Raw genomic sequence first — 23,497 nt, 5'->3', positions numbered from 1 at the left:
TTTACGGTGACGTAAACTGTTGAAACTAAAAGGCTTACACTTGTGCGCTGAAATACCTCTATTTGGCAACAATTAATCCCCATACTCATAAAAAGCTCTTTTTTAGGCATAAAAAAACGCAGCCACTTGGGCTGCGTTTTTAAAATAAGGTGGGCAACGTTAACTGCTTATTTGCACAACGTGTTTGCCTGTAAAGCCACCCGCTATTTGGTTATTTAAGGCAGCACTGACTGAGTCAGCAGTAAAGTCAACCGCAGTGATTGCCGGTGTTTTAATATCGCCCGATAGCGAGCCTTCAAGCAATAAATTGCCCATAAAACTTAAGCGCTGCTGTGCACATAAACTATTGGCAAGCCACGCACCACCAATAGACACCACACTAATATTAGGCGCTCGGTGGTACATTAAATCTTGATCAAAATGAGGCAGCGAGTTTAAACACGCGATACGCCCGCAAAAACGCATTAATTCAATATTTCTAAGCGTTGATTCACCGCCCATAGTATCAATTACAGCATCAAACCCTTGCGGGCCAAGCTCGCGGCGAATTTTGTCGCGTAACTTTTTGTCGTTATAATCAAATACCACATCGGCACCTAGCTGCTTTACTAGTTTGTGATTACGCTTTGAAGCGGTGGTAAATACATCGGCACCGCGTTGTTTAGCATATTGAATGGCAAACTGCCCTACCGCACCAGAGCCACCTTCGATTAGGATTTGGTCGCCCTCCGTAATGGCAATTTTATCTAAGCTAATAAGGGCGGCCATACCAGCGCACGGTAACGTAGCAGCCTTTGCAGGGCACAGCCCATCGGGCACAACCGATACAGCAAAGTTAGGCACGGTGGTGTATTCACTCAGTACCCCTTGCTTACCTATATTGGCATGCCACATTACTCGTTCGCCAACCCCAGGAAACACACCTTTGTTAGCTTTAACTACCACACCAACGGCGTCTAGGCCTAAAATATGAGGGTATTGCCACTTACAAAATCCCGTTTTAGCAAAATAGGCATCAGCAGGATTAAGGCCTACATACTCAAGCTTTACCAACAGTTCGTTGTCGGCGCACTCGGGTATATCAACCTCTACATCTTGCAAGCGTATTTGCTCATCTGGTTGTGATAAAACAATAGCGCGCATTGTTTGTAAGGGGCTGCCTTGATGTGATAATTCAGTATTGCTCATTCAATTAACTCTACCTATTTTGTACTGCTCAGTGCATAGCTCCATTGGCCGTTAAATGCCTGATAAGCATTCACTTTAGCAAGCAATGTAGCAATAGTTGTGTCAACAGCGTTTTCTTGTGCCATTAAAACATCCTGGCGTGCATCTAACAACTCTAAGTACGGTATTTGGCCTTCTTCGTACATCGCCTGTGCTTGTAAAAATGCTTTATTTGCAAAGCCATAGCGCTGTTTAGCATAACGCTCTTGCTGTTGTTGATTGACCAACATTTGCAATGAAAGTTCACTTTGAGTCACCGCATTTAATACTATTTGCTGATAGTCGCTGTAGGCAGCTTCACTTAAAAACTGCTGTGCGTCGCGCTGAGCAAGGAGTGCGGGGTAACTTAATATTGACCATTGCAACTGGGGGGCTACTTGCCATTGCTGATCAGTATTTTTTAAGCCCGTGCTGTCTATGCTCACTACGCCTGCAAAGGCTGATAAGCTAATATCAGGTAGTAAGGCTTTACTTGCCGCCACACTTAAGCTGTTGGCTTGGCTAAAATCATACAATGCACGGCTTATATCAGGGCGAAGGGCAATGGCGCTATTGGCATTTTTAAGCGCAACGCTAAAGCTTTGCTCCAGCAGGTTTTGCTCATTGTCTATCGCAATGTCTTGCGCAAGCTTACCTGTAAGCACCGCTAAAGTTGATAAGTCGCTGTATTTAGCATACTCAATAGCGGGCATTAGGGCTTCTTGCTGCCTAAGCTGTGCCATAGTACGGTTTAGGTCAAGCTCGTTGGCAACGCCTTCATCTACACGTGCTTGAAGTACCTCAATGCTTTGCTCTAATGCGTTAATTTGCATGGCTATGATGTGTTGTTTTTCAACATTACCTTGATAGCTTACAAACCCTTTAACAACAGACGATACCACTTCAATTTGCAGTGAACGTACTTGCTCGGCTTGGCTCATGGCCGATGCATTTGCAGCATCAACCAAAGCAGTAATACGGCCAAATAAATCTAACTGCCAATCAAGCGCTATGTTAGCACTCGATTGACGGTCAAACACACTCGGTGCATCGCTTCGTGCTGCGCCAATATTTACCCCGCCTTGGGGTAAATATTGCGCTTTTTGCTCACCAAGTCGGGCAAGGGTACTTTTGAGCGTTAATTGGCTTGTTTGCAAATTGTAGTTATTGGCAAGTGCGCTATTAACCAAAGCATTTAGCTGCTTTGATTCTAACTTGTGCCACCAATTTGTTTCATCTGCAATGGCAACATTGCTGGCAATATTTGCTTGAGCTACAAAATCGTTAATAGCGTTTTGCTCGCTTTGTGTATCTATTTTGCTAGCGCAACCAGATAAAAAAGCAGCCACTAACACAGCACTTAACGTTAAGCGCGTTTTGATAGGTTTAGCGATTAAATTAGTCATGCGATATCCCCTTTGCTTTTTGCTGCTTTTTCACAACTAACATGTAAAACACGGGCGTAAATAATAAGCCAAACACCGTTACGCCTATCATGCCTGCAAACACCGCGTTACCCATTGCGTGGCGCATTTCGGCACCTGCCCCCGTTGCAAGTACTAGTGGTACAACCCCTGCTGTAAAGGCAATTGAGGTCATTAATATTGGGCGTAAACGCATACGACACGCCGCTAATATTGCCTCAAAGTGCGTTAACCCACCGCCGTGTTGGTCGCGGGCAAATTCTACCATTAATATGGCGTTTTTAGAGGCAAGTGCCACCAGTACAATTAATGCAATTTGAGTAAATATATTATTGTCTGAGCCTACAAACCACACACCTAATAGTGCTGAGAAAATAGTCATCGGTACAATTAATATTATGGCCAGTGGCAAACGTAAACTTTCGTACTGCGCAGCAAGCACCATAAATACAAGCAACACAACTAATGGGAATACATAAACCATGGTGTTACCTGCAAGTACTTGTTGGTACGTTACTTCTGTCCACTCGTACTCAATACCTGTTGGCAGATTGTCGGCTAATATTGTTTCAATAGCAGTTTGTGCCTGATCAGAGCTATAACCGGGGGCTGGACTGCCGTTTAGTTCTGCACTTGGGTAACCGTTGTAATGCATTACACGGTCAGGCCCTATTGTTGGTGTAACTGTAAGTACCGAGCCAAGCGGCACCATATTTCCTGCACTGTTACGTACTTTTAGGTTAAGGATTTGCTCAGGGTCAAGACGAAAATCAGCATCAGCTTGCGCATTAACCTGATAAGTACGACCAAACATATTAAAGTCATTCACATACACAGAGCCTAAATATATTTGCAATGCGTCAAATACTTCATCAAGAGGAATACCTTGAATAAGCGCTTGCTCGCGGTCTATATCAATATCCATTTGAGGTACTTGAATACGGAAACTTGAATATAAGCCCATTAACGCGGGGTCTTGCTGCGCCTTACCAATAATGGTTTGCAAACTATTAAATAGTGCATCAAAGCCTTTATTTGCTCTATCTTCAATTTGCAGCTTAAAGCCACCTGTTGTGCCTAAACCTTGAATTGGTGGCGGCGGAAATACAGCCACAAACGCTTCATCAATAGCTGCAAAACGCTGATTTAACTGCGCGGCAATTGCCATCGCTGATTGACTAGGGTCGGTACGTTTATCAAAGCTCTCAAGTGGCGTAAATACAATGCCGCTATTTGGGCTGTTAGTAAAACCGTTTACCGATAAGCCTGGAAACGCCACGGTGTGTGCAACGCCTGGTACTTCTAATGCTATTTTTTGCATTTGCGAGAGCACATCTTCGGTGCGGTCTAAACTGGCTGCATCTGGCAGTTGCGCAATCGCAACTAAATATTGCTTATCTTGCTGTGGAATAAAGCCACCCGGTACGGTATCAAACAATTTAATTGTACCGCCCACCAGCGCAACATAGGCCACCATAACAATAACGCTCATACGTATAAGCTTTTGTACCAGCTTTTCGTAGCCTTTAGCACCACGGTCAAACACGCGGTTAAACGGTTTAAATAACCACGCACCAAACAGTTTATTAAGTAAACGCGTGAATGCATCTGGTTTTGCATCGTGCGATTTTAATAATAATGCCGATAGCGCAGGCGATAGAGTTAACGAGTTAAACGCCGAAATAACAGTCGAAATAGTAATTGTTAGTGCAAATTGCTTATAAAACTGACCCGATAAACCGGTAATAAATGCAGTAGGAATAAATACCGCACACAGCACTAACGCTATCGCAATAATTGGCCCGGTTACTTCGCTCATAGCAACACGTGTTGCCTCTAAAGGCGAAAGCCCTTGTTCTATATTTCGCTCTACGTTTTCAACAACAACTATTGCATCATCAACTACAATACCAATTGCCAGTACCAAGCCAAACAGCGAAAGTGTATTAATAGACACGCCTAGCCATTGCATTACAGCAAACGTACCAATTAATGATACAGGTACTGCAATCAGTGGAATAATAGATGCGCGCCATGTTTGTAAAAATACAATTACAACGATAACAACTAATACTATTGCCTCTAGCAATGTAGCGATTACCGCATCAATTGAACCACGTACAAACACAGTGGGGTCGTAAACAATGTCGTACTCAACACCCGCTGGGAAATCTTCTGACAAACGCGCCATTGTTTCACGTACTTGGTCTGAAAGCTCAATCGCATTTGAACCTGGGCGTTGAAAAATAGGCATTGCAAGTGCTGGTTGGTTATCAAGCTCTGCACGAAGTGCATAGGTATCTTGGCCTAAATCAACACGGGCTACATCAGACAAACGAGTTAATTGCCCTTCTTCACCCACTTTAATAATGACCTTTTCAAACTCTTCAACACTATTTAAACGCCCTTTTACGTTTAATAAAATTTGAAATTGGCTGTCGTTAGAAATTGGCTGTGCACCTAAGCTACCCGCGGCAACTTGCTGATTTTGCGAGCGCAAAGCGGCCACAACATCCGTTGCAGTAAGCTCACGCGCTGCTAATGCATCTGGGTTTAGCCACACGCGCATAGAGTACTTACCACCACCAAATAATTGAATGTCGCCTACACCCGGTAAACGGGCAATTTCATCTTTAATATGAATGTCGGCATAGTTAGATAAATACGCTGTGTCGTGGCTGTTTTCAGGCGAGTATAAATGCACCACCATGGTTAAATCGGGTGATGATTTTTCGGCTACTACACCTAAGCGCTGCACCTCTTCGGGCAAACGTGGTAATGCACTGTTTACACGGTTTTGTACTTGCACTTGTGCACGGTCTAGGTCGGTGCCCAATGCAAACGTTACCGTAAGTGTCATACGGCCATCGCTGGTGCCTTGAGAAAACATATACAGCATGTTTTCGGTACCGTTAATTTCTTGCTCAAGCGGCGTTGCCACAGTTTGCGCAATAACGGTTGGGTTAGCACCTGGGTAATTTGCAGTTACTACAACAGTAGGTGGCACAACTTCTGGGTATTCACTTACAGGAAGTTGAAACAGTGAAATACCACCGGCAATTAAAATAACCAACGACAGCATGGCTGCAAAAATTGGTCGCTGAATAAAAAAGTGTGAAAATTTCATCAATAAACCTTATTGCTTAGCCATTAGCTGCGCGTTGTCGTTTGACAATGTAAAAGCCACGCCGCTTGTATCAATTGTTACTGTATTTGGCGAAATTGGCATACCTGGGCCTACACGTGCAGGGCCATTTACCGCAATAATATCGCCTTCGTTTAGGCCAGCAGTAACAGCGCGTAACGCACCATAGCGCTCGCCTACTTCTATTAATTTGTATTCAAGCACGTTGTTTTCGCCAACAGTTAACACAAAGCGATTTTTTAAATCGGTGCCAATAGCACGCTCAGGAATAATTACTTTTTCGCTCACTTCGTTTGCTGCCAATTTAACGCGAGCAAAGGAACCTGCACGTAGTTGATTGTTGTCTTGTTCAAATACCGCACGTACACGTAAAGTACCCGTTGCTGAATTAATTTGGTTATCAATAAAGTTAATATAGCCTTGATAAGCAAACTCTTTTTGCCCTACTTTTTGCATAACAACTGTTTGGCGGCTTTGCGCGGTTACATCGTTAAAGGCGCTATTCCAGGTACGCTCATCAACATCAAAGTAGGCATACATTGCTTTATTAGAAACAATTGACGTTAATACACTTTGGCCCGCTAATACGTTATTACCTTTGGTAATATTTGCGCGTGAGATAACACCATCAATCGGCGAAACCACTGAAGTAAATTCTAAATCGAGCTTTGCAGAGGTAAGCTGTGCTTGCAGCGCTGCAAGTTGTGCTTCGCGCTGGCGAAGCGTTGAGGTACGCGCCTGTGCTTGTTCTGTTGAAATAGCTTTACGCTCTAATAAGCGCATTGCACGTTTATCTTCACTTTTTGCTTGTTCAAGTGCAGCTTCTGCGCTGTGTATTTGCGCTTCTAGGCTTGCTACAACCGCTGCAAAAGGGCGCTCGTCAAGTTGAAACAACACATCGCCTTGCTTAACAACATCACCTTCTTTAAATTCAATGCTATCAATCACCCCAGATACACGCGGCATCAGCGCAACTTCTTGCGGCGATTCTAAACGCGTGGTGTAGGTGTGCCAGCTTTGTACTGGTTTAATTAAAACTTGTGCTACATCGATAGGTTGTAATTGTTGTTGCTGCGCATTAGTTGCGCTCTCATCGGCACAGCCCGCTAAGGATAGAGTTGCCGCAGCTAATGCAGCAGCAATTAAATGTTTATTCATGAAGACGCTCCTTTATTTATTTACCTGGCATGTTACGGACTATACTTGCGGACAAAAACCATAGATTTATAAATTCATTAATGCCAAAATGGCATCAATAACATTTATTGGGTGATCATAATGGATACAACAAGCCGGCTTTTAATGCTGCTTGAAGTGGTAGAACAAGGCTCTTTTGCCAAAGCTGCAGAAATAAGAAACATAGACCGCTCTGTTATATCTAAACAAATCAGTCGATTAGAGGACGAGCTAGGGGTTAGGTTATTAAACCGCACCACCCGTTCGTTTTCGTTAACGGCGGCGGGCGCAGAAATGATTAAAAAAGCGTCAGAGCTAAGAGAGTTACTTGGTGAAACCGTACGTATGGCCGAAAACTACCACTTAGAGCCACGCGGTGTGCTAAAGGTTACTTCGTCAACATTAATTGGCCGGCGTTATTTACAACCTGTGCTAAACGACTTTCAAAAACGTTTTCCACAAGTAGAAGTAGAGCTGCGCCTCGACGATAGGCTAGTTGATATTGTATCTGAAGGGTTTGATTTAGCATTTAGAATTGGTGAGCCTAAAGACTCCTCGTTAATTGCCCGTAAAATTGCCCGTAACAGGCTGCTTATTGTAGCCGCCCCTGAATTTATAAAAACCTATGGTATGCCTCAAACCATAGAAGAGCTGGTGCAGTTACCCGCTGCAAGTTATGCAAGTAACGCTATGCGAGTAGAAACCATAGATTACTACGATAGTAAAGGTGAGCCGTGCGAGCTAAAAATAAAAAGCGTGTACAGAGCAAACGACGCTGAAGTACTGCTAATGAAAGCTATTTCAGGGACTACCTACTTTGTTGCGCCAGCATTTATTATCGATAAAGAAATTACACAAGGTCAATTGGTGCCCATTTTAACGGATGTTAAGTTAAAAGAGTTTAGCCATATGTATGCGGTGTACCCACACAGAGACTTACCGGTAAGAACACGTTTATTTTTTGATGCAGTGAGAGAATACCTAGGTAAAGACAAACCAATTTGGGAAAACAACATCCCAAATTTTGAGCAAATGTACTAGCCTCGTACTTAAGCTATTTGAGGCTTTTCAATCAGGTTGGCATTTGCTTGAAAGTACACTTTATTGCGGCCATATTCTTTTGCTTTATAGAGTTGTTTATCTGCTTTAATTACAAACTTTTCAAGCGTGTCGCCTTGGCGATACTTAACAACGCCGATACTGGCAGTTACATTTATTTTTAGCCCATCAATCTCAAATGCCGTATTGTTGAGTTTTTCTCTTATGGTTTCGGCCATTGCCAATGCATCACTTTGTGACGCAAAAGAATGTAGTAAAGCAAACTCTTCCCCGCCCACTCTAAATACATACCCTTTTGCCAATACAACACGTAATAAAGTGGCGACTTCAATCAGCACTTTATCCCCTACTGCGTGGCCATGGGTGTCGTTAACCTGTTTAAAAAAGTCTAGGTCGAGTAAAAACAAATAAAGTTGCGACTTATCTTTAAGCTCTACTGCAAAGTAATGGTTCATTGATAAACGGTTTGCAGCCCCAGTAAGTGGGTCTAACAAGGCCAGATTTTTCAGCCGTTTAGACGATAAAGCACGACTGCCTTCAAATACATGAGAAATGGCCCAAATGCTGATATAAGCAAAGGCAAGATTTAAACTGAAGTTAAGCGTTGTTAGAGGAAGTTGCGATGCTTTGGTTAATAATATGGCTCCCTGGAGTACAAACAACAAAGCCGATAATACAATGCCATAGCGCTTACCTAACAGTAGGTAATACAACACAGGTAACGCAAACGACCACACATACAAACCATTTATTGGCTTTGCTAAATAATTACCTAATACAATAACAAAGGTGACAAATATGCACATAACAACAGATTGCCATACTTCGAGTGCGTGTGTGTTTAATCGGTGGTAGGTGTAGGCACAAAATACAGTGAGCGCTATTTCTAAATAGCCTAATAACGCAAAGTTATTTAAAAAAATATTAAACGCAGCAAAAAACAATGAGACAAAACCAAAACACAAGCACATCCATTTCAGAACGTTTCTTCTTAATGATTTAGTACTACTAAGTGCTGCTATATCCATTCAAAAAACTTAAAATAATAAAAAATTCAGTGTAACCTTAAAATTAAATATAACAAGTAGCTAAATAGGTAAAAACAGTCATTTTATTAAACTGTGTAGCGAAAACAGTAAACTCAGTAGCGAATTACACTACATTTATGCCTTTACCCACCTAACATAGATAAGTTTGTAGTGACCCCGGTGTTACCTTGGTGCAATAAGTGCGTTGGTTTTTTTGTTTTTATGTAACGCGCTAACTGATCAATTAATGCCTGATTAGTGTTATCACTCATGTATTCTCTAAGTGATATACCCTGCTCAGAAAACAAACATAAATGCAGTTTCCCCAGTGATGAAATTCTTAGCCTGTTGCAGGTAGCACAAAAGTCATTACTGTAAGGCATTATTAACCCTATTTTGCCTAAATAATCAGGGTGGTAAAACTCTTGCGCAGGCCCCGCCGTTACATCGCGTATAATGGGCTGCCAACCAGCGCGAAGCAACTGCTCTTTTATGGATTGCCCCGATATATGGTTAGCATCAAAAAATGCTTTATTGTCGTTTGTTTGCATTAACTCAATAAAGCGCATCGTTACGGGCCTGTGCTTTAAATACGCTAAAAAAGCTTCAAGGGCACGACCATTGTACTGTTTCATGAGTACGCTGTTTATTTTTACTGAATCTAAGCCGCTCTCTAGGGCCGTGTCTATGCCTTGCATAACCGTGGCAAACTTATCGTTGCCGGTAATGGTATTAAACATACGTGGGTCTAGGCTGTCGATGCTAACATTTATTGCATTGAGCCCTGCGTGTGCCCAATCTTTAACATGTTTATGCATTGAGTAACCATTTGTAGTGGCGGCTATTTTGGTAATACCTTGGGTGTCTTTTGCCGCACGAATTACATCTATAAAGTCTTTTCTGAGGGTTGGCTCACCGCCAGTAATGCGTAACTTTGATATGCCATGATGAGCAAAGGCGTTTACGGTGTTGCTAATTTCGTTAAGAGAAAGGAAGTCTCGGTCGTGATCGCATTGATAACCATCCGGTAAGCAATACACACACTTAAAATTACATACATCAGTAATGGATAAACGTAGATAACTAAATTTTCGCCCTGCTGGGTCGACTAGCATAAAAAAGCCTTTAACATTTTAATAATTCATCGCTAAGTTCAAAGCGCGTAAGGCCTGTGCCTTACGCGCTTTGTTAGCACTTAACTAGGCCGAAAGACCTGCTTTAAGCTCATTGGGTTTCATGGGTAAATTACGTAACCGTACACCAACTGCATTAAATACCGCATTTCCAATAGCTGGCGCAACGCCAATTACTCCAGGCTCACCTAAGCCCATTGGAAACTCATCACTTTGTACAAACTCTATGTCCATATCGGGCACATCTTGCATTCTAAGTGGCAAGTAAGTGTTAAAGTTAGTGGCTGCTACTTGTCCGTTTTGGTAATTATTTGATTCATGTAGCGCAAGGCTTGTGCCCCAAAGTAACGAACCTTCAAGCTGGGCTAGTGCACCATCGGGGTGAACAATTAAACCTGCATCTACCACGGCGTAAAGCTTTTTAATCGTAATTTTACCATCGCTTTTATTTACGTGTACATGGGCTGCTGTGGCAATCCACGCTGGCATATTACGCTCTTGGCCTGAACTTACTGAAAAACCAATGCCTTCATTTTCACCCAGCTTAACATTTGCGACCTTTGCTGACACTTTTTTAAGTACCGCATTTAAGCGCAGCGCTCCGCCCACGCTTTCAGGGGCTTTACCTGCTTGTTTACCTTTGCCATCGAGCATTGATAAACGAAACTCAACCGGATCAATCCCTTGTTTGTGCGCTATTTCGTCGATAAAAGACTCTAGGCTCCATGCTATCCAGCCAGGGCCTACCGAGCGAAGCCAACCAGGGGTAAATGTGCTTTGCGCTAATTCGTTATTAATTGCCCGGGCACGGTGGTTATCCATGCTGTACCAGTGATCGGCTCCAGAGGCTGAAAATGCATCAAGCTTACCTTTGCCATCAACCCCTGGTGATAAAAAGCCAGGTGCCATTGCTTTTGTTGGCCAACCTGCTGCAAAAGCATGCTCCATTGCACTGAGCTCGCCATTTTCATTAAACGAAGCTGTTAATTTAGCTGTAGAGGCTGAGCGTGATTGATCAAATAAGCTATCGTCTGCGCGCGTAAATACCAGTTTTACGGGTTTACCAATCGCTTTCGCTGTTAATGCTGCAGGCACAGTCCAATCACCAAACAAGCGACGCCCAAATCCACCGCCTAAATAATAAGGGCGAATAATAACGTTATTTTGTTCAACCTCTAACGCCTTGGCCAATGCAGGTAATGTTAAAGACTGCCACTGATTACCGGTATGGATAATCCACTTGTCTTGTTTAAACTCTGCCACCGCGTTAAGCGGCTCTAATTGATAATGGCTTGCTGTTGCTGTGGTGTACAGTGACTCAAGCGACTGCGTTGCCTCAGCCTGCATTTTAGCGGTATCACCTTCATTAACAAATAAGGTGCCAGCGTTGCTATCGTTACATAATTTTTCGCCCAGGGATTGAATATCGGCCTCTGTAACATTAGCTGTTTGCCCTTTTTTATAGGTTACTTTTAGCGCATCTACCGCTTTAATAGCGCTGGGGTAATTGTCAGCTAAAACCACCACCCAGCCTTGTACGGTATTACTTGGGTCGTTTAAAATCTCAAACCCTTTATAGCCTTTTATTGCTTTTGCAGCGCTATCGTCCACCTGTGTCACTTCACTACCATAGCGTGTTGGTGGGATCACAGGGCGCGCATACACCATGCCTTCAAGCTCTACATCTATACCGTATACGGCAGTACCATTTGTTTTTGCCGGAATATCAAGCGCTTTAAAGTCTTGTTTTAAACCCGTTAAGTGGCGTTTATTGGCAGGCTTTAACGGCAGTTTTGCAACTTCTTCACTGCTAAAGGTACGGTTAAACTCACCATTTTTAACAATATCGGCATAACTGAGCGATTGATCGCCTGCAATTATGCGCCCTTTACTTGCGTGGCACTGCTCAGGTTTAACCCCAAGCATATTAGCCCCTGCATCTATAAGGGCTATACGCCCCGCAGCGCCAGCTTGTGAAAGCGGCTTAAAGCTTTGAAACACAGACCACGAGCCACCTGTAACCATGTAGCCCCACTTTTCGTGCGTATCTACATACGTGATTGATACTTTATCCCAGTCGCACTCAAGCTCATCTGCCACAATACGCGCTAAGGCGGTGCCTACGTGTTGGCCCATTTCAGCTTTTGCAATACTAACGACTACTTCACCTTGCTGGTTCATAGTCCACCAAATTGTCGGTGAAAACGATTGTTGTGCAATCGACTCTTTGGCGCTAAGTTCACCTGAAAATAAAGCCGGAGCAAATGCCATAACCAGGCCAGCAGTTGCTGTACTAATCATAAAAGAGCGACGGTTTAAGTCTACGGTTTCGGTATTTTTTTGAAATAGTTTTTTCATTGTCGGCTCCAGTTACACGTCTAGCTCTTTGGGGTTAAACATTTGTACTGCACTTTGCGATTCATCAGCTGCACGTTGTATAGCTGATTTAATACGCTTGTACGCCATACAGCGGCAGTAGTTGCCATTCATATGATTTACTATTTCTTGATCTGTTGGATTTGGATTGTCTGCTAATAACGTAGCAGCTTGCATAATTTGCCCAGATTGACAGTAACCACACTGAGGTACTTGCTCATCGACCCACGCTTTTTGCAGCGGGTGCGCGTTGTTAAGCCCTTCAATGGTCGTAATGTTTTTTCCTGCCACTGCGCCCACGGGTAATACACACGAGCGCGTTGCTTGTCCATCTAGGTGCACCGTACATGCACCGCACATAGCAATACCACAACCAAACTTAGTTCCTTTTAACCCTATTTCATCGCGAATAACCCACAGCAAAGGTGTATCTGCACTTGCTTGCGATTTAACCTCTTTGCCATTAACTGTAAACGTCACCATAGCTTGCCCCTTGATTAAGCCTAAATAAAATTAAAGTAACGCATGACCCATACACGTTACTTTTTATACCACCGTACGTTGAAACTATTACGCTTTGCATTGCAGCGCACATTTAAAATGCGCGCTGGCATAACTGTTAAAAATTTAATCTCGTTTTAAACGTTTAACCTAAAGTTTAGGCTATATTTTTTAGTTTATTCGCTTACAGTTAGGTTGTTGTTATTATTAATAAACTGCTTTAGTTGCTGTTGAGTGTCGATATCTGTGCTTGCCTGCTTAAGTAAAATGGTATTAACGACAACCTGTGTATCGCGCAGCAAATGTTGAGCGCCTTTATCACAATTTAGCGCTGTGAGTGTTTTAAAATCACAGGCAGGAAATACAGCAGGTACGCCAATACGCTCGCCATAATCAGCGCACCAGCGCGAGGGGTTGCTGTTAAAATGAGTAATTAAAGTATTTATGTGTGTAGCACTAAGCTCAACCTGATCCGCCAGCATAAATAAAATCCCCTCTAATGAGTGCGCCTTACTTATAGTGTGTGTTGCCAGCGCAATGGATTTTCCTAAGCCTATTTGCCAGTGTGGGTTATGCAGTATTTCAACATTTTTATAGCCACGTAACGCATCTTCAATTTGCGCATGCCAAGCACCGCTAATAACGTATATGGGTAATGTGTCATCACCTTGTAAGGTATCTACGGCGCGGCAAATCATTGGTTTATTACCTACATCGGCTATAAGCTTACAGCCGTTAAAGCGCGACGATTGCCCGGCGGCCAAAATAACCTTTGCTACGCGCACCTTAGTTGCCCCAATTACTTAACGATGTAGCATCTTTATTAGCAAATACCGCATGAATTTCGCTAATGAGCGACAAAGCTATGCTCTCTGGCGAGTCGCCTCCCAAATTAAGCCCAACAGGACCAAATACAGGCGCTACTACCTTATTTACCGTTGTATTAGCATGTTCAAACACTTGCGCTCGGCGATGTGTAGGCCCCAGTAACCCCATGTACTTTAGTTGGCTTTGCTCAAGTGCGGCTAACGCCTGTGAGTCAAGCTCTACACTGTGGGCCATTAAAACAGCGGCATCCACTTTGTGCTGTTCGCAAAATTGTTTAAGCTGCGCAGCTGGGCAACGCAAAATATTATCGGCATGCTTAAAGTAGTCTCTTTTAGCATTTGCAGTTCGGCTATCCCATACACTTACCATCCACCCGAGTTGTTTAGCAAACGCGTATACTGGTATCGCATCAGCGCCACCGCCAACAATTAATAAATGTGCGCTGGGGTAAATAGCCACTTCTAAACGTTGAACTTTATCTTGCTCTAAAAGCGTTGCTTTGCGGTTTAAAGATAAGTTGTGCTGCTGCGCCACGGTTTTAAAAACGCCAGACCCCTTTGCCACTAAAGGTTTAATTTGCTGTGTATAGTGCCCCGATTGCTTATTTTTAAGCGCATTAAACATGCTATCTAATTGTAAGTATTCGTTTTCACTATTAACGCTTTGCAAAATAATATGCACCACACCACCACAGCCAATTCCTAGCTGAAATGTTAAGTCGTCTTCATCGGTTGCATCGTAGGTAATAGTTTTAGAATGTAATGAGGTCATAACCTGTTTGGCATGGCGCTGAATATCAGCCTCTAAACAGCCACCCGAAAGCATGCCTAAGCGCTGGCCAAGGCTCGAAATAAGCATCATCGCGCCCAATTTTCGATAGCTAGACCCTTCAATTTGGTACAAGGTTGCGAGCACCCATTGTTGTTCATCACGAAGCGGATACCACGTATTGAGCATTCCTTTTAAATCAGTAACCATTAGCTGCTGCCATTCCAAACCTTAATATGCGCGCGTTTTAATTATCACCATGGTGTCGCTTTGCTTCATTTGTTAGATATAACGAGGATAATCAAGCAACAAATAAGTGAGAAGCGTACGTGATATATTTTAAAATCGATCAGATAGGACGTTATTAAATATGAAATATTATCTTAGCATTTATCGAGGGCGAGGTGACCTGTGTGGATTGAAATTTTTCACTCTAGGTGCAATTAAATCGCCTTCAAAGGCTTTGCCCTGACTAAAAACCAAACGCCCTGCTGTAAATTCATCCACTGCAGTGCAACATGCCCTAACTTCCTTAATAAGCGTAAAATTTATAAAAAGTTACACATGCTTAATTAGCAAACAATACGTTAGCTTTTTGCCTAATGTGAGCCTTGGCTTAAATAAGCATTAATCTTCAATTAAATCGGTGAGCGTATTAATTAGCTCATCAAACTCATCATTTACACTCTCGCGTTGCTGCTTACTCAATGTGGTATTTAGCTCAATAAGTAGGTTTACATAGAGCGCTAAGTTTGCATCATTACTGGCTAATAGTTCTTCGCTCATATACGCTTCTCGCTGTGTAATTACATAGCTTAATTGTTTTACAAATTCAGCCTCACTGAGCGCTTTATTTAAAAGTACTTGCTGCGCTGCATTTAAACGCGTTTGCTTGTACTGATGCCAAAGCAATGAAGAGTCATAATGAGCATTGTTAGCTTGGGTAATAAGCTGCGTTTGCACAGGGGTTAACTTTCCTAGCCATTGCTTGTAGTAATCGAGCTGCCTTTCTAGGCGCTCGCTTTTGCGCTCCTGCGCTGTTAATTCATTAAACTCTTCGTATTCTTCGTTAATTTGCGTTTGGATATTAGCAATAAGCTCTTCGCGCTGCGCATAAGAAAGCGTAAGCCCTAACTGCGCGAGCGGTATATGCGCATGTTCAAGAATGTTTTGAAAATGAGCTCTGGCCAATACCACTTGCGACTTTAATTGCTGATAGTCTAACTGCTGATTAAATAACCCTTTTAGATTTAGTATATCTTGCTTGTAGGCGGGTAATTGCGTGGTGCGGTGCCACTGCTGGGTTGTGTTAATAATACTTTTGAGTTGCTTGTTTTGCTGCTTATTTAGGTCAATGTAGTCATCTACCCAAAACGACGAAAGCCACGTTAAGTTATTATAAGTAAACGAAGCCGAACAACTACACAAAAATAGCAGACTGAGCGCAATGGCTACGCGCGAAACTTTTATATTTTTTATTTTAAACATGAAATCCTCAACAAACGCTTTCTCTCAAACTCTCACATAATACGCAAAGATGTTAATTTATTTTAATTGATAATAATTATTATTTACTGTTAACACACCGTCAAATCTAAATAATAATTAATCGCATAAACAAAGTGTAACGACCTCAGTGCCCAAGGAAGAAATACAGCATGGATGCTGACATTTTGTTTTAAGCGCGTGACTGCTTAATGGCTATTATTTACTCGACCCAAGTAATAGCATAAAAGTTCATCTCTACTTGCTACATTGCTCATATTAGTGACGGTTAATATGACATTAAAAGCGCAGGCTTTGGCTTGCGCTTTTTTACTGCTTTAAATTTTCTGTAATATCTGTATCTTACGCTTATAAACAGCGCATTATTAGCAATATAATTGCTTATTTAAGCTATAATTACCACAACAGCTTGGCTAAGTGTTAAACGAGCATATAATCACCAAAGCGTTAGTATTTCACTTAACCCCAAGCACTTGCACCATTTTATACGTGGCTATTAAATAGTAAGTACAAAGTGTTGCAATAAAACAGGTTTTTATACATACACATTGCAACTATTACCTATTGGAGACATGGCTATGTCACAGTTTAATTTAAAAGCATTAATACTCACTGGCGTTTTGCTTTCAAGCCCATTTGCACATGCAACTCTTGAAGACGGTATAAGAGCTGCCAACGAAGGCGAGTTTGCGACGGCACTAAAAGAATTTGAATATTTAGCTGATAAAGGCTTTGCCCCTGGTATTTACGAACTAGGTAAACTTTACGAGGGCGGCTATGGGGTTACACGCGATTACTTTAAAGCGGCAGAGCTTTATAAAGAAGGCGTTAAAAAAAATCACGCTGACTCAATGTTTGCGCTAGCGGTTTTATACGATGAAGGCAAAGGCGTAAAGCTTGATAAGCAAATGGCGGTTACGTTATTTGAAAAAGCAGCGAAAAAAAACCTCCCCGCCGCACAATTTAATTTAGGTGTTATGTATGCAAATGGCGAGGGCGTAACGCGCGATTATAAACAAGCCAGAACGTGGTACGAAAAAGCCGCTGCTAATAACTACTCACTGGCGCAATTTAATCTGGCGCTCATGTATTTTGAAGGCCTAGGCATGCCAAAAGACTTAGAGAAGTCGTATGTATGGAACACCATTGCAGAATACAACGGCAACATGCAAGCAAGCCATAGCCGTAAGCTAGATGAGCGTAAAATGCTACCTAAAGAAATAGAAGAAGCAAAAGAAAAAGCCGACAAAATCTACGAAAAAATACTCGCAGGCACATACGTCGGTGAAGGTCGCTTATTTTAATTTGCGCCTAGCTAAACCCAAGCGTTTCACAAGGGCAAATGCATCTCGCATTAGCCCTTTTTTATACCAATTTACTTAATATATAAAAATTTAAGCAGCTTAATAATAAGGTTGCTCTGTTTGAGTAAAAGCGCGGTACGCGGGTTAAACGAGCTAGACACCAAGGTGTTTTTTGCATGACTAAAGGTTAAAAACCCTTCTTTACCATGATAATGCCCCATTCCTGAATGCCCAACGCCACCAAATGGCACATCGTCTGCTGTCACCTGCACTAAGGCATCGTTTACAGCAACTGTACCACTTAATGTTTGCTCCATTATGTAATCTTGAGCGTGCTTATCTTGCCCTAAAATATATAGCGCTAAAGGGTGATTATGCGCTTTTATGTAGCTAATTGCCTCATCGAGCTTTTCGTAGGTTTTAATAGGTAAAATGGGGCCAAATAACTCATCTTGCATTAGCGTCATATCATCGCTAGGTGCGGTAACAATATGCAAACCCATTCTATGCTTTTGTTTGTCTTGCTGGTTTTGATCTAGCGGCTTAATAACTTGCGCACCTAACTGCTGTGCTTGTGTTAAATACCCTTCTAAGCGAGTGTAATGCGCATCGCTAATAATTGACGTTAAGTTTTTGCCTTCAACCCCGTCTTTAAAGTGCTTTTTATAAAGCTCGCACAATTGCTGCACCAGCTGATGCTCAAGGGCCTTAGGTACAAATACATAATCTGGTGCTACACAAATTTGCCCCGCATTAGCCATTTTACCAAACAATAATGTTTGCGCTGCTTTTTTAATATTAGCTTGTTCAGTAATGATCACCGGCGACTTACCACCAAGCTCTAAGGTAACAGGAGTTAAATTTTCGCTGGCTGCTTTCATAACCAGCTTGCCCACTGACGTTGAGCCAGTAAACAGCAGATGTGCAAATGGCAGTGCAGAAAACTCACTCGCTACATCGCTTGCTCCTAACACCACTTTACAATGCGCTTGTAGCTCTTCTGCAAATATTTTTTCTATGACTGCATTAGTATGCGGGGTAAACTCGCTGAGCTTAAGCATAACTCTATTACCTGCAGCAATGGCGGTAATAACAGGCACTAATGCCAATTGTATGGGGTAATTCCAGGGTGCAATCACGCCAACTACACCAAGTGGCTGGTAAGTCACACTCACTTTTGATGGCCACAAACTTAAGCTAGTTGAGCGCTTACTGGGTTTTGCCCATTTTGGCAGTTTTTTAATTATGTGCGCTAAACCCTGAACCGTTGGCAGAATATCGCCAAGTAACGTATCGAACGCGGTTCTGTAGCCAAAGTCTTTTGATGCTGCATCGATAAGCGCTTGTTCATTACTAACAATGCGTTTGTGCAACGTTTTTAATAATACGATACGCTTATCTATCGGGAGGTACAACTGGGCTAAAAAGCTATTTTGCAGCTCATTAAACGTATCGCTGAGTGACGGTGTGTGTGTGCTATCAGTATCCAAAGGTGCTACTCGTGTATCATTTTGCTACGACTATAACGCCGTTCTGATTTTCGAGCAATAACACTAACTATCTAAAAATTACCGCTTTTGTAGGAACAAATAGCCACAATTAACCACTACTCGCTCAATAATTTAGCCCTTAAATTACTTTTATTTAGCTCGTTAGCGGCTCACAAGGCAGCGTAATAATAAATTTAGCGCCGCCTTGCTCGCGGTTCTGTGCGCTTAGCGAGCCATTAAGCGCGCTAATAATTTGCTTAGAAATACACAAACCAAGCCCTAGCCCATCAACCGATTTAGTACTGTAAAAAGGCTCAAAAATAGTGTCTATATCGTGCACTTCTATACCCGGACCGGTATCTTCAATACACAGTTGCACACTATTATTTAGATAATTGGCACTGATACTCAACTCGCGAGTAATACACCCTTGCATTGCTTGGCTGGCATTCGATATTAAGTTAACTAACACTTCTTCAAGGGCCGCTTTATCTGCTAACACGTTTAATTGGCTGTCAATTTTAGGCGGTAAAACACTTATATTGTCCTGCTTTAGCTGGTTTTTATTAATCTCAAGTGCCTTGGCTACTGATTCACTTAATGGCACTTCGCTAATAATCGTTTTTGCAGAATCAGAAAAATAATTTAGCTGTGCAACTATCTTATGCACTCTTGCTACTAAGGATTCAACAAACTGTAAATTTTCGTTTAGGGCTTCAAACTTTCCTTTAGCTAGCAAGCGCTTAGCACTGGCTAAGTAAGTATTAATGGTATTAAGCGGGTGGTTAATTTCGTGGTTAAAGCCCATGCTAAGCTGGCCAATTGTTACAAGCTTAGTTGATTGTACAAGCGCATCTTGCTGTGCTTTAAAAGCATTAGTACGTGCACTAATTTCCTGACTGACACTGTGATGGGAATAAACCAGCTTTTTAACGCCAACAAAGCGCCTTAAAACAACATACCCTAGGGCAATAATAAGCGCATAAATTACCACAAAGCCAAATAACGCCGGTAATTGGGCAATATTAGCATTAGATACATTTACTAATACGGTAACCGATGCGTTCAAAAAACGTAATTTTTGCTCTACCGATAAATAATTATGCTCATCAATTGTGCTAAACAGTAACCTTTGTGATGTATAATTTGAATGGGCAATCAGCTTAGGTTGATAATCTAAATACGCTCGACGCTGAGCGATGTCTCGCCGATGAGTAATATCGAGTGTTGAAAACGTATTCAGGCGCCAATTTTCCATATCTGAAATAGCAATCACGCTATCTTCTAGCTGCACATAAAAGTGGCTGCCCTTGGCGGTATTTAAAAGCTCACGGTCACTTTCAAATTTGTTCACATTAACTTTTAAAACAACAACCCCTACCGCTTGATTATTGTTATAAATGGCTTGTGAAAAATAGATGCCACGCTCTTTTGTACGCATACCTACGGCAAAATACGCTACTTTCTCCCCTGCAAATGCGCGCTTAAAATACGGTCTAAACGACAGATCGCTGCCTAAAAAGTTATGATCGGCCTGCCAGTTACTGCTTGCAATCACAGCGCCTTGTTCATCAAGAATATAAATATCTGAGGCACCACTGGCTTGTTGTATATCAGCTAAGTAGTTATTAATCTTTTTTTCGTTATTTTGCGCCGCACCTAAAAAATCAATAACCTCATTGTTATAGGTAAGAAGCTGAGGAATTTTTGAAAAACGCGCAAGCTCAGCATCAATATAATGCTTTAACTGAGTTGCTTGCTGGGCTGCTTTTTGCTCGGCCTGATTATAATAATGAGTTCGGCCATAGCAAAACACGACCGACAATAGCACTATCAGTACAACAAAAGATAAAAGAAGTTTTTTAGAAAAGGAGAACATGCCCTAGCTCACAACAAAATAGCTATAAAATTTAAGGGCGCTAGTTTAACGGGTTATGGGCGCTAACAACAGAAACTTTGTGTTAACAAATACAATAAATCTTAATTTATTTATAAACTGCTGCAAGTCTGTACTGACTCGCAACAGTAAACATCATTAGCGGTACTAAAATTAAGAGTTAGTGGCTAATTGAGGCTTATTTTTAGCGTACTTGTATAAGCCGATCAGTGAAGCTGCAATCCAGAAAATCTCAATTACAAAGCTTGCAAGGTTAAAGTTGTAACACAAACTGATTAACAGCAAAATTGCCCCTGTTAAATTCATTATGTTGTACAATAACCCCGTTGGGGATGCTTTATTAAGTTGTAATAAAAAGAATGCACCAACAACTAAGAAAGTACCCGCCATACCTACAATATCAAATAACAGTGCTATCACACGTTTATCCTTTGCTTAAAAAACCCAACTAACTGGCCCTATCCTTGGGGAGGGTGTTTTTCAATCATTGAAACAGCAAAACCGGGCGAGTATATCAGGCTTGTTTATTGGTACAAGGTCAATTGTCCGCCTTACTAAGCAAATCTAAGTTTTTGTAGTTATTACATTTTTAAACGTATTGGGTTATTTAAAGGTAACTTTACCGCCAATTATTTTATAAGCTGGCGTACCGCGTATGATTGCTGAGCGCGCAAATGGGCGCTCGCATTGGGGGCAAATACACGGTGTAGTTGTGTAATCTTGGGTTATTCGCTCTATAAAACACTTTACTAAAGCGCCTTTGCCACCTTTTCTATATTTAAACAGCGCCGCTTTGCAAGCAGAGCAAAAAATATCGACAGTTTTAGTCGGCCCTTTTTTATTTGGCTTAGCCATACACTCCTTAACATACCTACATTGATACAAAGCAGGCATTTTAGCAGTTAATAAATAAAAACGTTACAGAATCTAGCCTAATAAGCGGTGGAGAAAACGCAGGGGATTAAATAATAGGTACGATATAAAACACCATAAAAGCGTTTCGCTAATCTCTAAAAAACAAACGGTTTAATTGCGCTGATAACACATTCATATTAAATGGTTTAATAATAAACCCCGACACTTTTGCTTTAATAACTTGTTTTACTGTATCAGCGTTATCTTCGCACGTGACCATAATAACAGGTAAATCGACTAAAGCTTGGTCGTGGCGTATATTATCAAGCAAGTTTACACCGTCTACTTTAGGCATATGTAGGTCGGTTATTACTAAATCAAACTTTTGCTGACGCAGTATTTTTAACGCCTGTTGGCCGTCAGTTGCCTCCACAACATTTTTGTAATCAAGCTGCCTTAGCATGTTAATTAATACGTGGCGCATAAGTGGCATATCATCAACGACTAATATTTTCATAATTATCTTTATTGTATTTTAGCGCTTAGCTTAAAGGTGGCGCCTTATCTAGCGTACTTAGGGCCATACACCTATAATAAAACCCATTAATGTAAATTGTAATGTGTAATACCCTGCATTAATTATAAATAACTTGATTGGCCGCTGCTCATAAATGTAACTGAGCCCCAGCGAGCTACCTACCCAAAACAAACCGATGGCAAAACCTGTAAAGGCGCCCTCTCCCATTCCGGCCTCTTTACCTAAAAATAATGAAAGCACCACCGCCGACAAAAGTGCAAGTACCATACTGCCGCCGAAAATTAACGCCGGTTTTGCTGTTTGTAAATCAAGCTCCGTAAGGCCTGTACACTCTAACCAGGCATTTTTAAAAAAAGCGTTTGAATACCAAATACCGCCAAGCATAAAAGAGGAAAGCGCCGCCACAAGCACGGCAAAAAAATTAACATCAGCAAAATTCATACATACTGCCATAATGCATAGTGTACAAGGGTATTTTGACTGTAGTTAAAAATACCCTAAGCAGCAAATTATCGCCTTTAAAATATATGGTATAGGGCGTGTTGGTTTTTGTGGAGGCTTTTAAAAATCGCCATAGGTGGCACGCGTTTGTGCCTTTAAATCGGTTGGCGAAAGCGCTACCTCAAGCCCTCGCTTACCTGCACTTACATACACTGTTTTAAAGGCCATAGCGCTTGAATGAATAAAAGTGGTTAGGCGCTTTTTTTGCCCAAGTGGGCTAACCCCTCCTAAAATGTATCCCGTGGCGGCTTGTACCTTTGGCGCGCTTGCCATTGCGACCTTTTTAGCGTGACTGAGTTTGGCTAATTGCTTTAAATTTACTTGCTGGGATACCGGTGTAACGGCAACAATTAACTGCCCTTCACTGGTTTCAAGCACGAGGGTTTTAAATACCTGCTCACTGTTAAGGTTTAACTTTTCAACGGCTTCTTGACCATAACGTGTTGTATTAGCATCGTGTTGATAACTAAGTACATCGTGAGGCACATTTTGTTTTTTCAGTAATTCTATTGCAGGGGTCATACAATTTAGCCACATTATTTTAAGCGCTTTATTAATCTACAATAAGGGTTAATCATTTTGAAGAGTAACTTAATAGCAAATACGTAAAAAGCCTTTTATTGACGAGGGTATAGGTACAAAGGGTAAAGCAGTGTGGGGGCAATTGCCTAAGGCAACAAAATAGCTCTGTGAATTAATCGATTGAGTATACGCACTTTACAATATTGCTAAGTCGTGCCCAGTAAAATGGTTAAATCACAT

20 protein-coding genes are annotated in these 23,497 nt (G+C 41.8%); 2 read left to right on the top strand and 18 right to left on the bottom strand.

Annotated features, from left to right (window positions below; all coding sequences use genetic code 11):
- Window positions 1-159: 159 nt before the first annotated feature.
- From AN395_RS01730 to AN395_RS01715, 4 genes are read right to left on the bottom strand one after another with little or no spacing between them, the layout of a single operon-like run.
- A complete protein-coding gene (locus AN395_RS01730; protein WP_054981864.1) occupies window positions 160-1,188 on the bottom strand; it encodes a zinc-binding dehydrogenase in 1,029 nt (342 codons plus the stop codon).
- Between the two features lie 14 nt (window positions 1,189-1,202).
- Entirely contained in the window at window positions 1,203-2,612 is a 1,410-nt protein-coding gene (locus tag AN395_RS01725) for a TolC family protein (protein WP_054981863.1), read from the bottom strand.
- The gene (locus tag AN395_RS01720; protein WP_054981862.1) at window positions 2,605-5,757 is read right to left on the bottom strand and encodes an efflux RND transporter permease subunit; all 3,153 of its coding nucleotides are present in this window, start codon (window positions 5,755-5,757) and stop codon (window positions 2,605-2,607) included. Before AN395_RS01720 ends, AN395_RS01725 begins: the two co-directional genes overlap by 8 nt.
- Before the next feature lie 9 nt (window positions 5,758-5,766).
- Window positions 5,767-6,933, bottom strand: a complete 1,167-nt coding sequence (locus AN395_RS01715; protein WP_054981861.1) for an efflux RND transporter periplasmic adaptor subunit — start codon at window positions 6,931-6,933, stop codon at window positions 5,767-5,769.
- Between the two features lie 120 nt (window positions 6,934-7,053).
- Here AN395_RS01715 and AN395_RS01710 point away from each other — a divergent pair, with 120 nt between their 5' ends.
- On the top strand, window positions 7,054-7,992 hold the full coding sequence (locus AN395_RS01710; RefSeq protein WP_004588705.1) for a LysR family transcriptional regulator: 939 nt from the start codon (window positions 7,054-7,056) through the stop codon (window positions 7,990-7,992).
- A gap of 8 nt (window positions 7,993-8,000) precedes the next feature.
- Here AN395_RS01710 and AN395_RS01705 read toward each other — a convergent pair whose 3' ends face one another.
- The 7 genes from AN395_RS01705 to AN395_RS01675 form a co-directional block, all read right to left on the bottom strand.
- Window positions 8,001-9,038: a GGDEF domain-containing protein gene (locus AN395_RS01705; protein WP_054981860.1), complete on the bottom strand. Its 1,038-nt coding sequence runs from the start codon at window positions 9,036-9,038 to the stop codon at window positions 8,001-8,003.
- A 143-nt stretch (window positions 9,039-9,181) separates the two neighbouring features.
- A complete protein-coding gene (gene moaA / locus AN395_RS01700; protein ID WP_054981859.1) occupies window positions 9,182-10,153 on the bottom strand; it encodes a GTP 3',8-cyclase MoaA in 972 nt (323 codons plus the stop codon).
- An 84-nt stretch (window positions 10,154-10,237) separates the two neighbouring features.
- A complete protein-coding gene (locus AN395_RS01695) occupies window positions 10,238-12,529 on the bottom strand; it encodes a xanthine dehydrogenase family protein molybdopterin-binding subunit (protein WP_054981858.1) in 2,292 nt (763 codons plus the stop codon).
- 12 nt (window positions 12,530-12,541) lie between these two features.
- The gene (locus AN395_RS01690) at window positions 12,542-13,030 is read right to left on the bottom strand and encodes a (2Fe-2S)-binding protein (RefSeq protein ID WP_029771953.1); all 489 of its coding nucleotides are present in this window, start codon (window positions 13,028-13,030) and stop codon (window positions 12,542-12,544) included.
- Window positions 13,031-13,224: 194 nt separating this feature from the next.
- Window positions 13,225-13,833, bottom strand: a complete 609-nt coding sequence (locus AN395_RS01685) for a nucleotidyltransferase family protein (protein ID WP_054981857.1) — start codon at window positions 13,831-13,833, stop codon at window positions 13,225-13,227.
- A gap of 1 nt (window position 13,834) precedes the next feature.
- Window positions 13,835-14,854, bottom strand: coding sequence for an XdhC family protein (locus AN395_RS01680; RefSeq protein ID WP_054982111.1), 1,020 nt, complete (start codon window positions 14,852-14,854; stop codon window positions 13,835-13,837).
- Between the two features lie 417 nt (window positions 14,855-15,271).
- Complete coding sequence (locus tag AN395_RS01675; RefSeq protein WP_054981856.1) at window positions 15,272-16,132, bottom strand: DUF6279 family lipoprotein; 861 nt, start codon at window positions 16,130-16,132, stop codon at window positions 15,272-15,274.
- A gap of 596 nt (window positions 16,133-16,728) precedes the next feature.
- Between AN395_RS01675 and AN395_RS01670 the strand changes: the two genes are divergently transcribed.
- On the top strand, window positions 16,729-17,454 hold the full coding sequence (locus AN395_RS01670; protein ID WP_054982110.1) for a tetratricopeptide repeat protein: 726 nt from the start codon (window positions 16,729-16,731) through the stop codon (window positions 17,452-17,454).
- A gap of 71 nt (window positions 17,455-17,525) precedes the next feature.
- Here the strand turns inward: AN395_RS01670 and AN395_RS01665 are convergent, their stop codons facing one another.
- From AN395_RS01665 to ybaK, 7 genes are all read right to left on the bottom strand, one after another.
- Window positions 17,526-18,944 carry a coniferyl aldehyde dehydrogenase gene (locus tag AN395_RS01665; RefSeq protein ID WP_054981855.1) on the bottom strand — a complete coding sequence of 473 codons (1,419 nt, stop codon included), beginning with the start codon at window positions 18,942-18,944 and terminating at the stop codon, window positions 17,526-17,528.
- Between the two features lie 154 nt (window positions 18,945-19,098).
- A complete protein-coding gene (locus AN395_RS01660; protein ID WP_054981854.1) occupies window positions 19,099-20,823 on the bottom strand; it encodes an ATP-binding protein in 1,725 nt (574 codons plus the stop codon).
- Between the two features lie 171 nt (window positions 20,824-20,994).
- Window positions 20,995-21,261 carry a CBU_0592 family membrane protein gene (locus tag AN395_RS01655; RefSeq protein ID WP_004588716.1) on the bottom strand — a complete coding sequence of 89 codons (267 nt, stop codon included), beginning with the start codon at window positions 21,259-21,261 and terminating at the stop codon, window positions 20,995-20,997.
- A 183-nt stretch (window positions 21,262-21,444) separates the two neighbouring features.
- Complete coding sequence (locus tag AN395_RS01650; RefSeq protein WP_054981853.1) at window positions 21,445-21,696, bottom strand: hypothetical protein; 252 nt, start codon at window positions 21,694-21,696, stop codon at window positions 21,445-21,447.
- Between the two features lie 148 nt (window positions 21,697-21,844).
- Window positions 21,845-22,213: a response regulator gene (locus AN395_RS01645; RefSeq protein WP_024031358.1), complete on the bottom strand. Its 369-nt coding sequence runs from the start codon at window positions 22,211-22,213 to the stop codon at window positions 21,845-21,847.
- A gap of 57 nt (window positions 22,214-22,270) precedes the next feature.
- A complete protein-coding gene (locus AN395_RS01640; protein WP_054981852.1) occupies window positions 22,271-22,675 on the bottom strand; it encodes a DUF1761 domain-containing protein in 405 nt (134 codons plus the stop codon).
- 120 nt (window positions 22,676-22,795) lie between these two features.
- Window positions 22,796-23,257, bottom strand: coding sequence for a Cys-tRNA(Pro) deacylase (gene ybaK / locus AN395_RS01635; protein ID WP_054982109.1), 462 nt, complete (start codon window positions 23,255-23,257; stop codon window positions 22,796-22,798).
- Window positions 23,258-23,497 lie beyond the last annotated feature (240 nt).

Origin of the sequence: Pseudoalteromonas sp. P1-30, assembly GCF_001400005.1 — a bacterium.
GTDB lineage: Bacteria > Pseudomonadota > Gammaproteobacteria > Enterobacterales > Alteromonadaceae > Pseudoalteromonas > Pseudoalteromonas atlantica.
The sequence above is the reverse complement of the archived record's forward strand: the minus strand, read 5'-3'. Positions and strand labels throughout refer to the sequence as shown.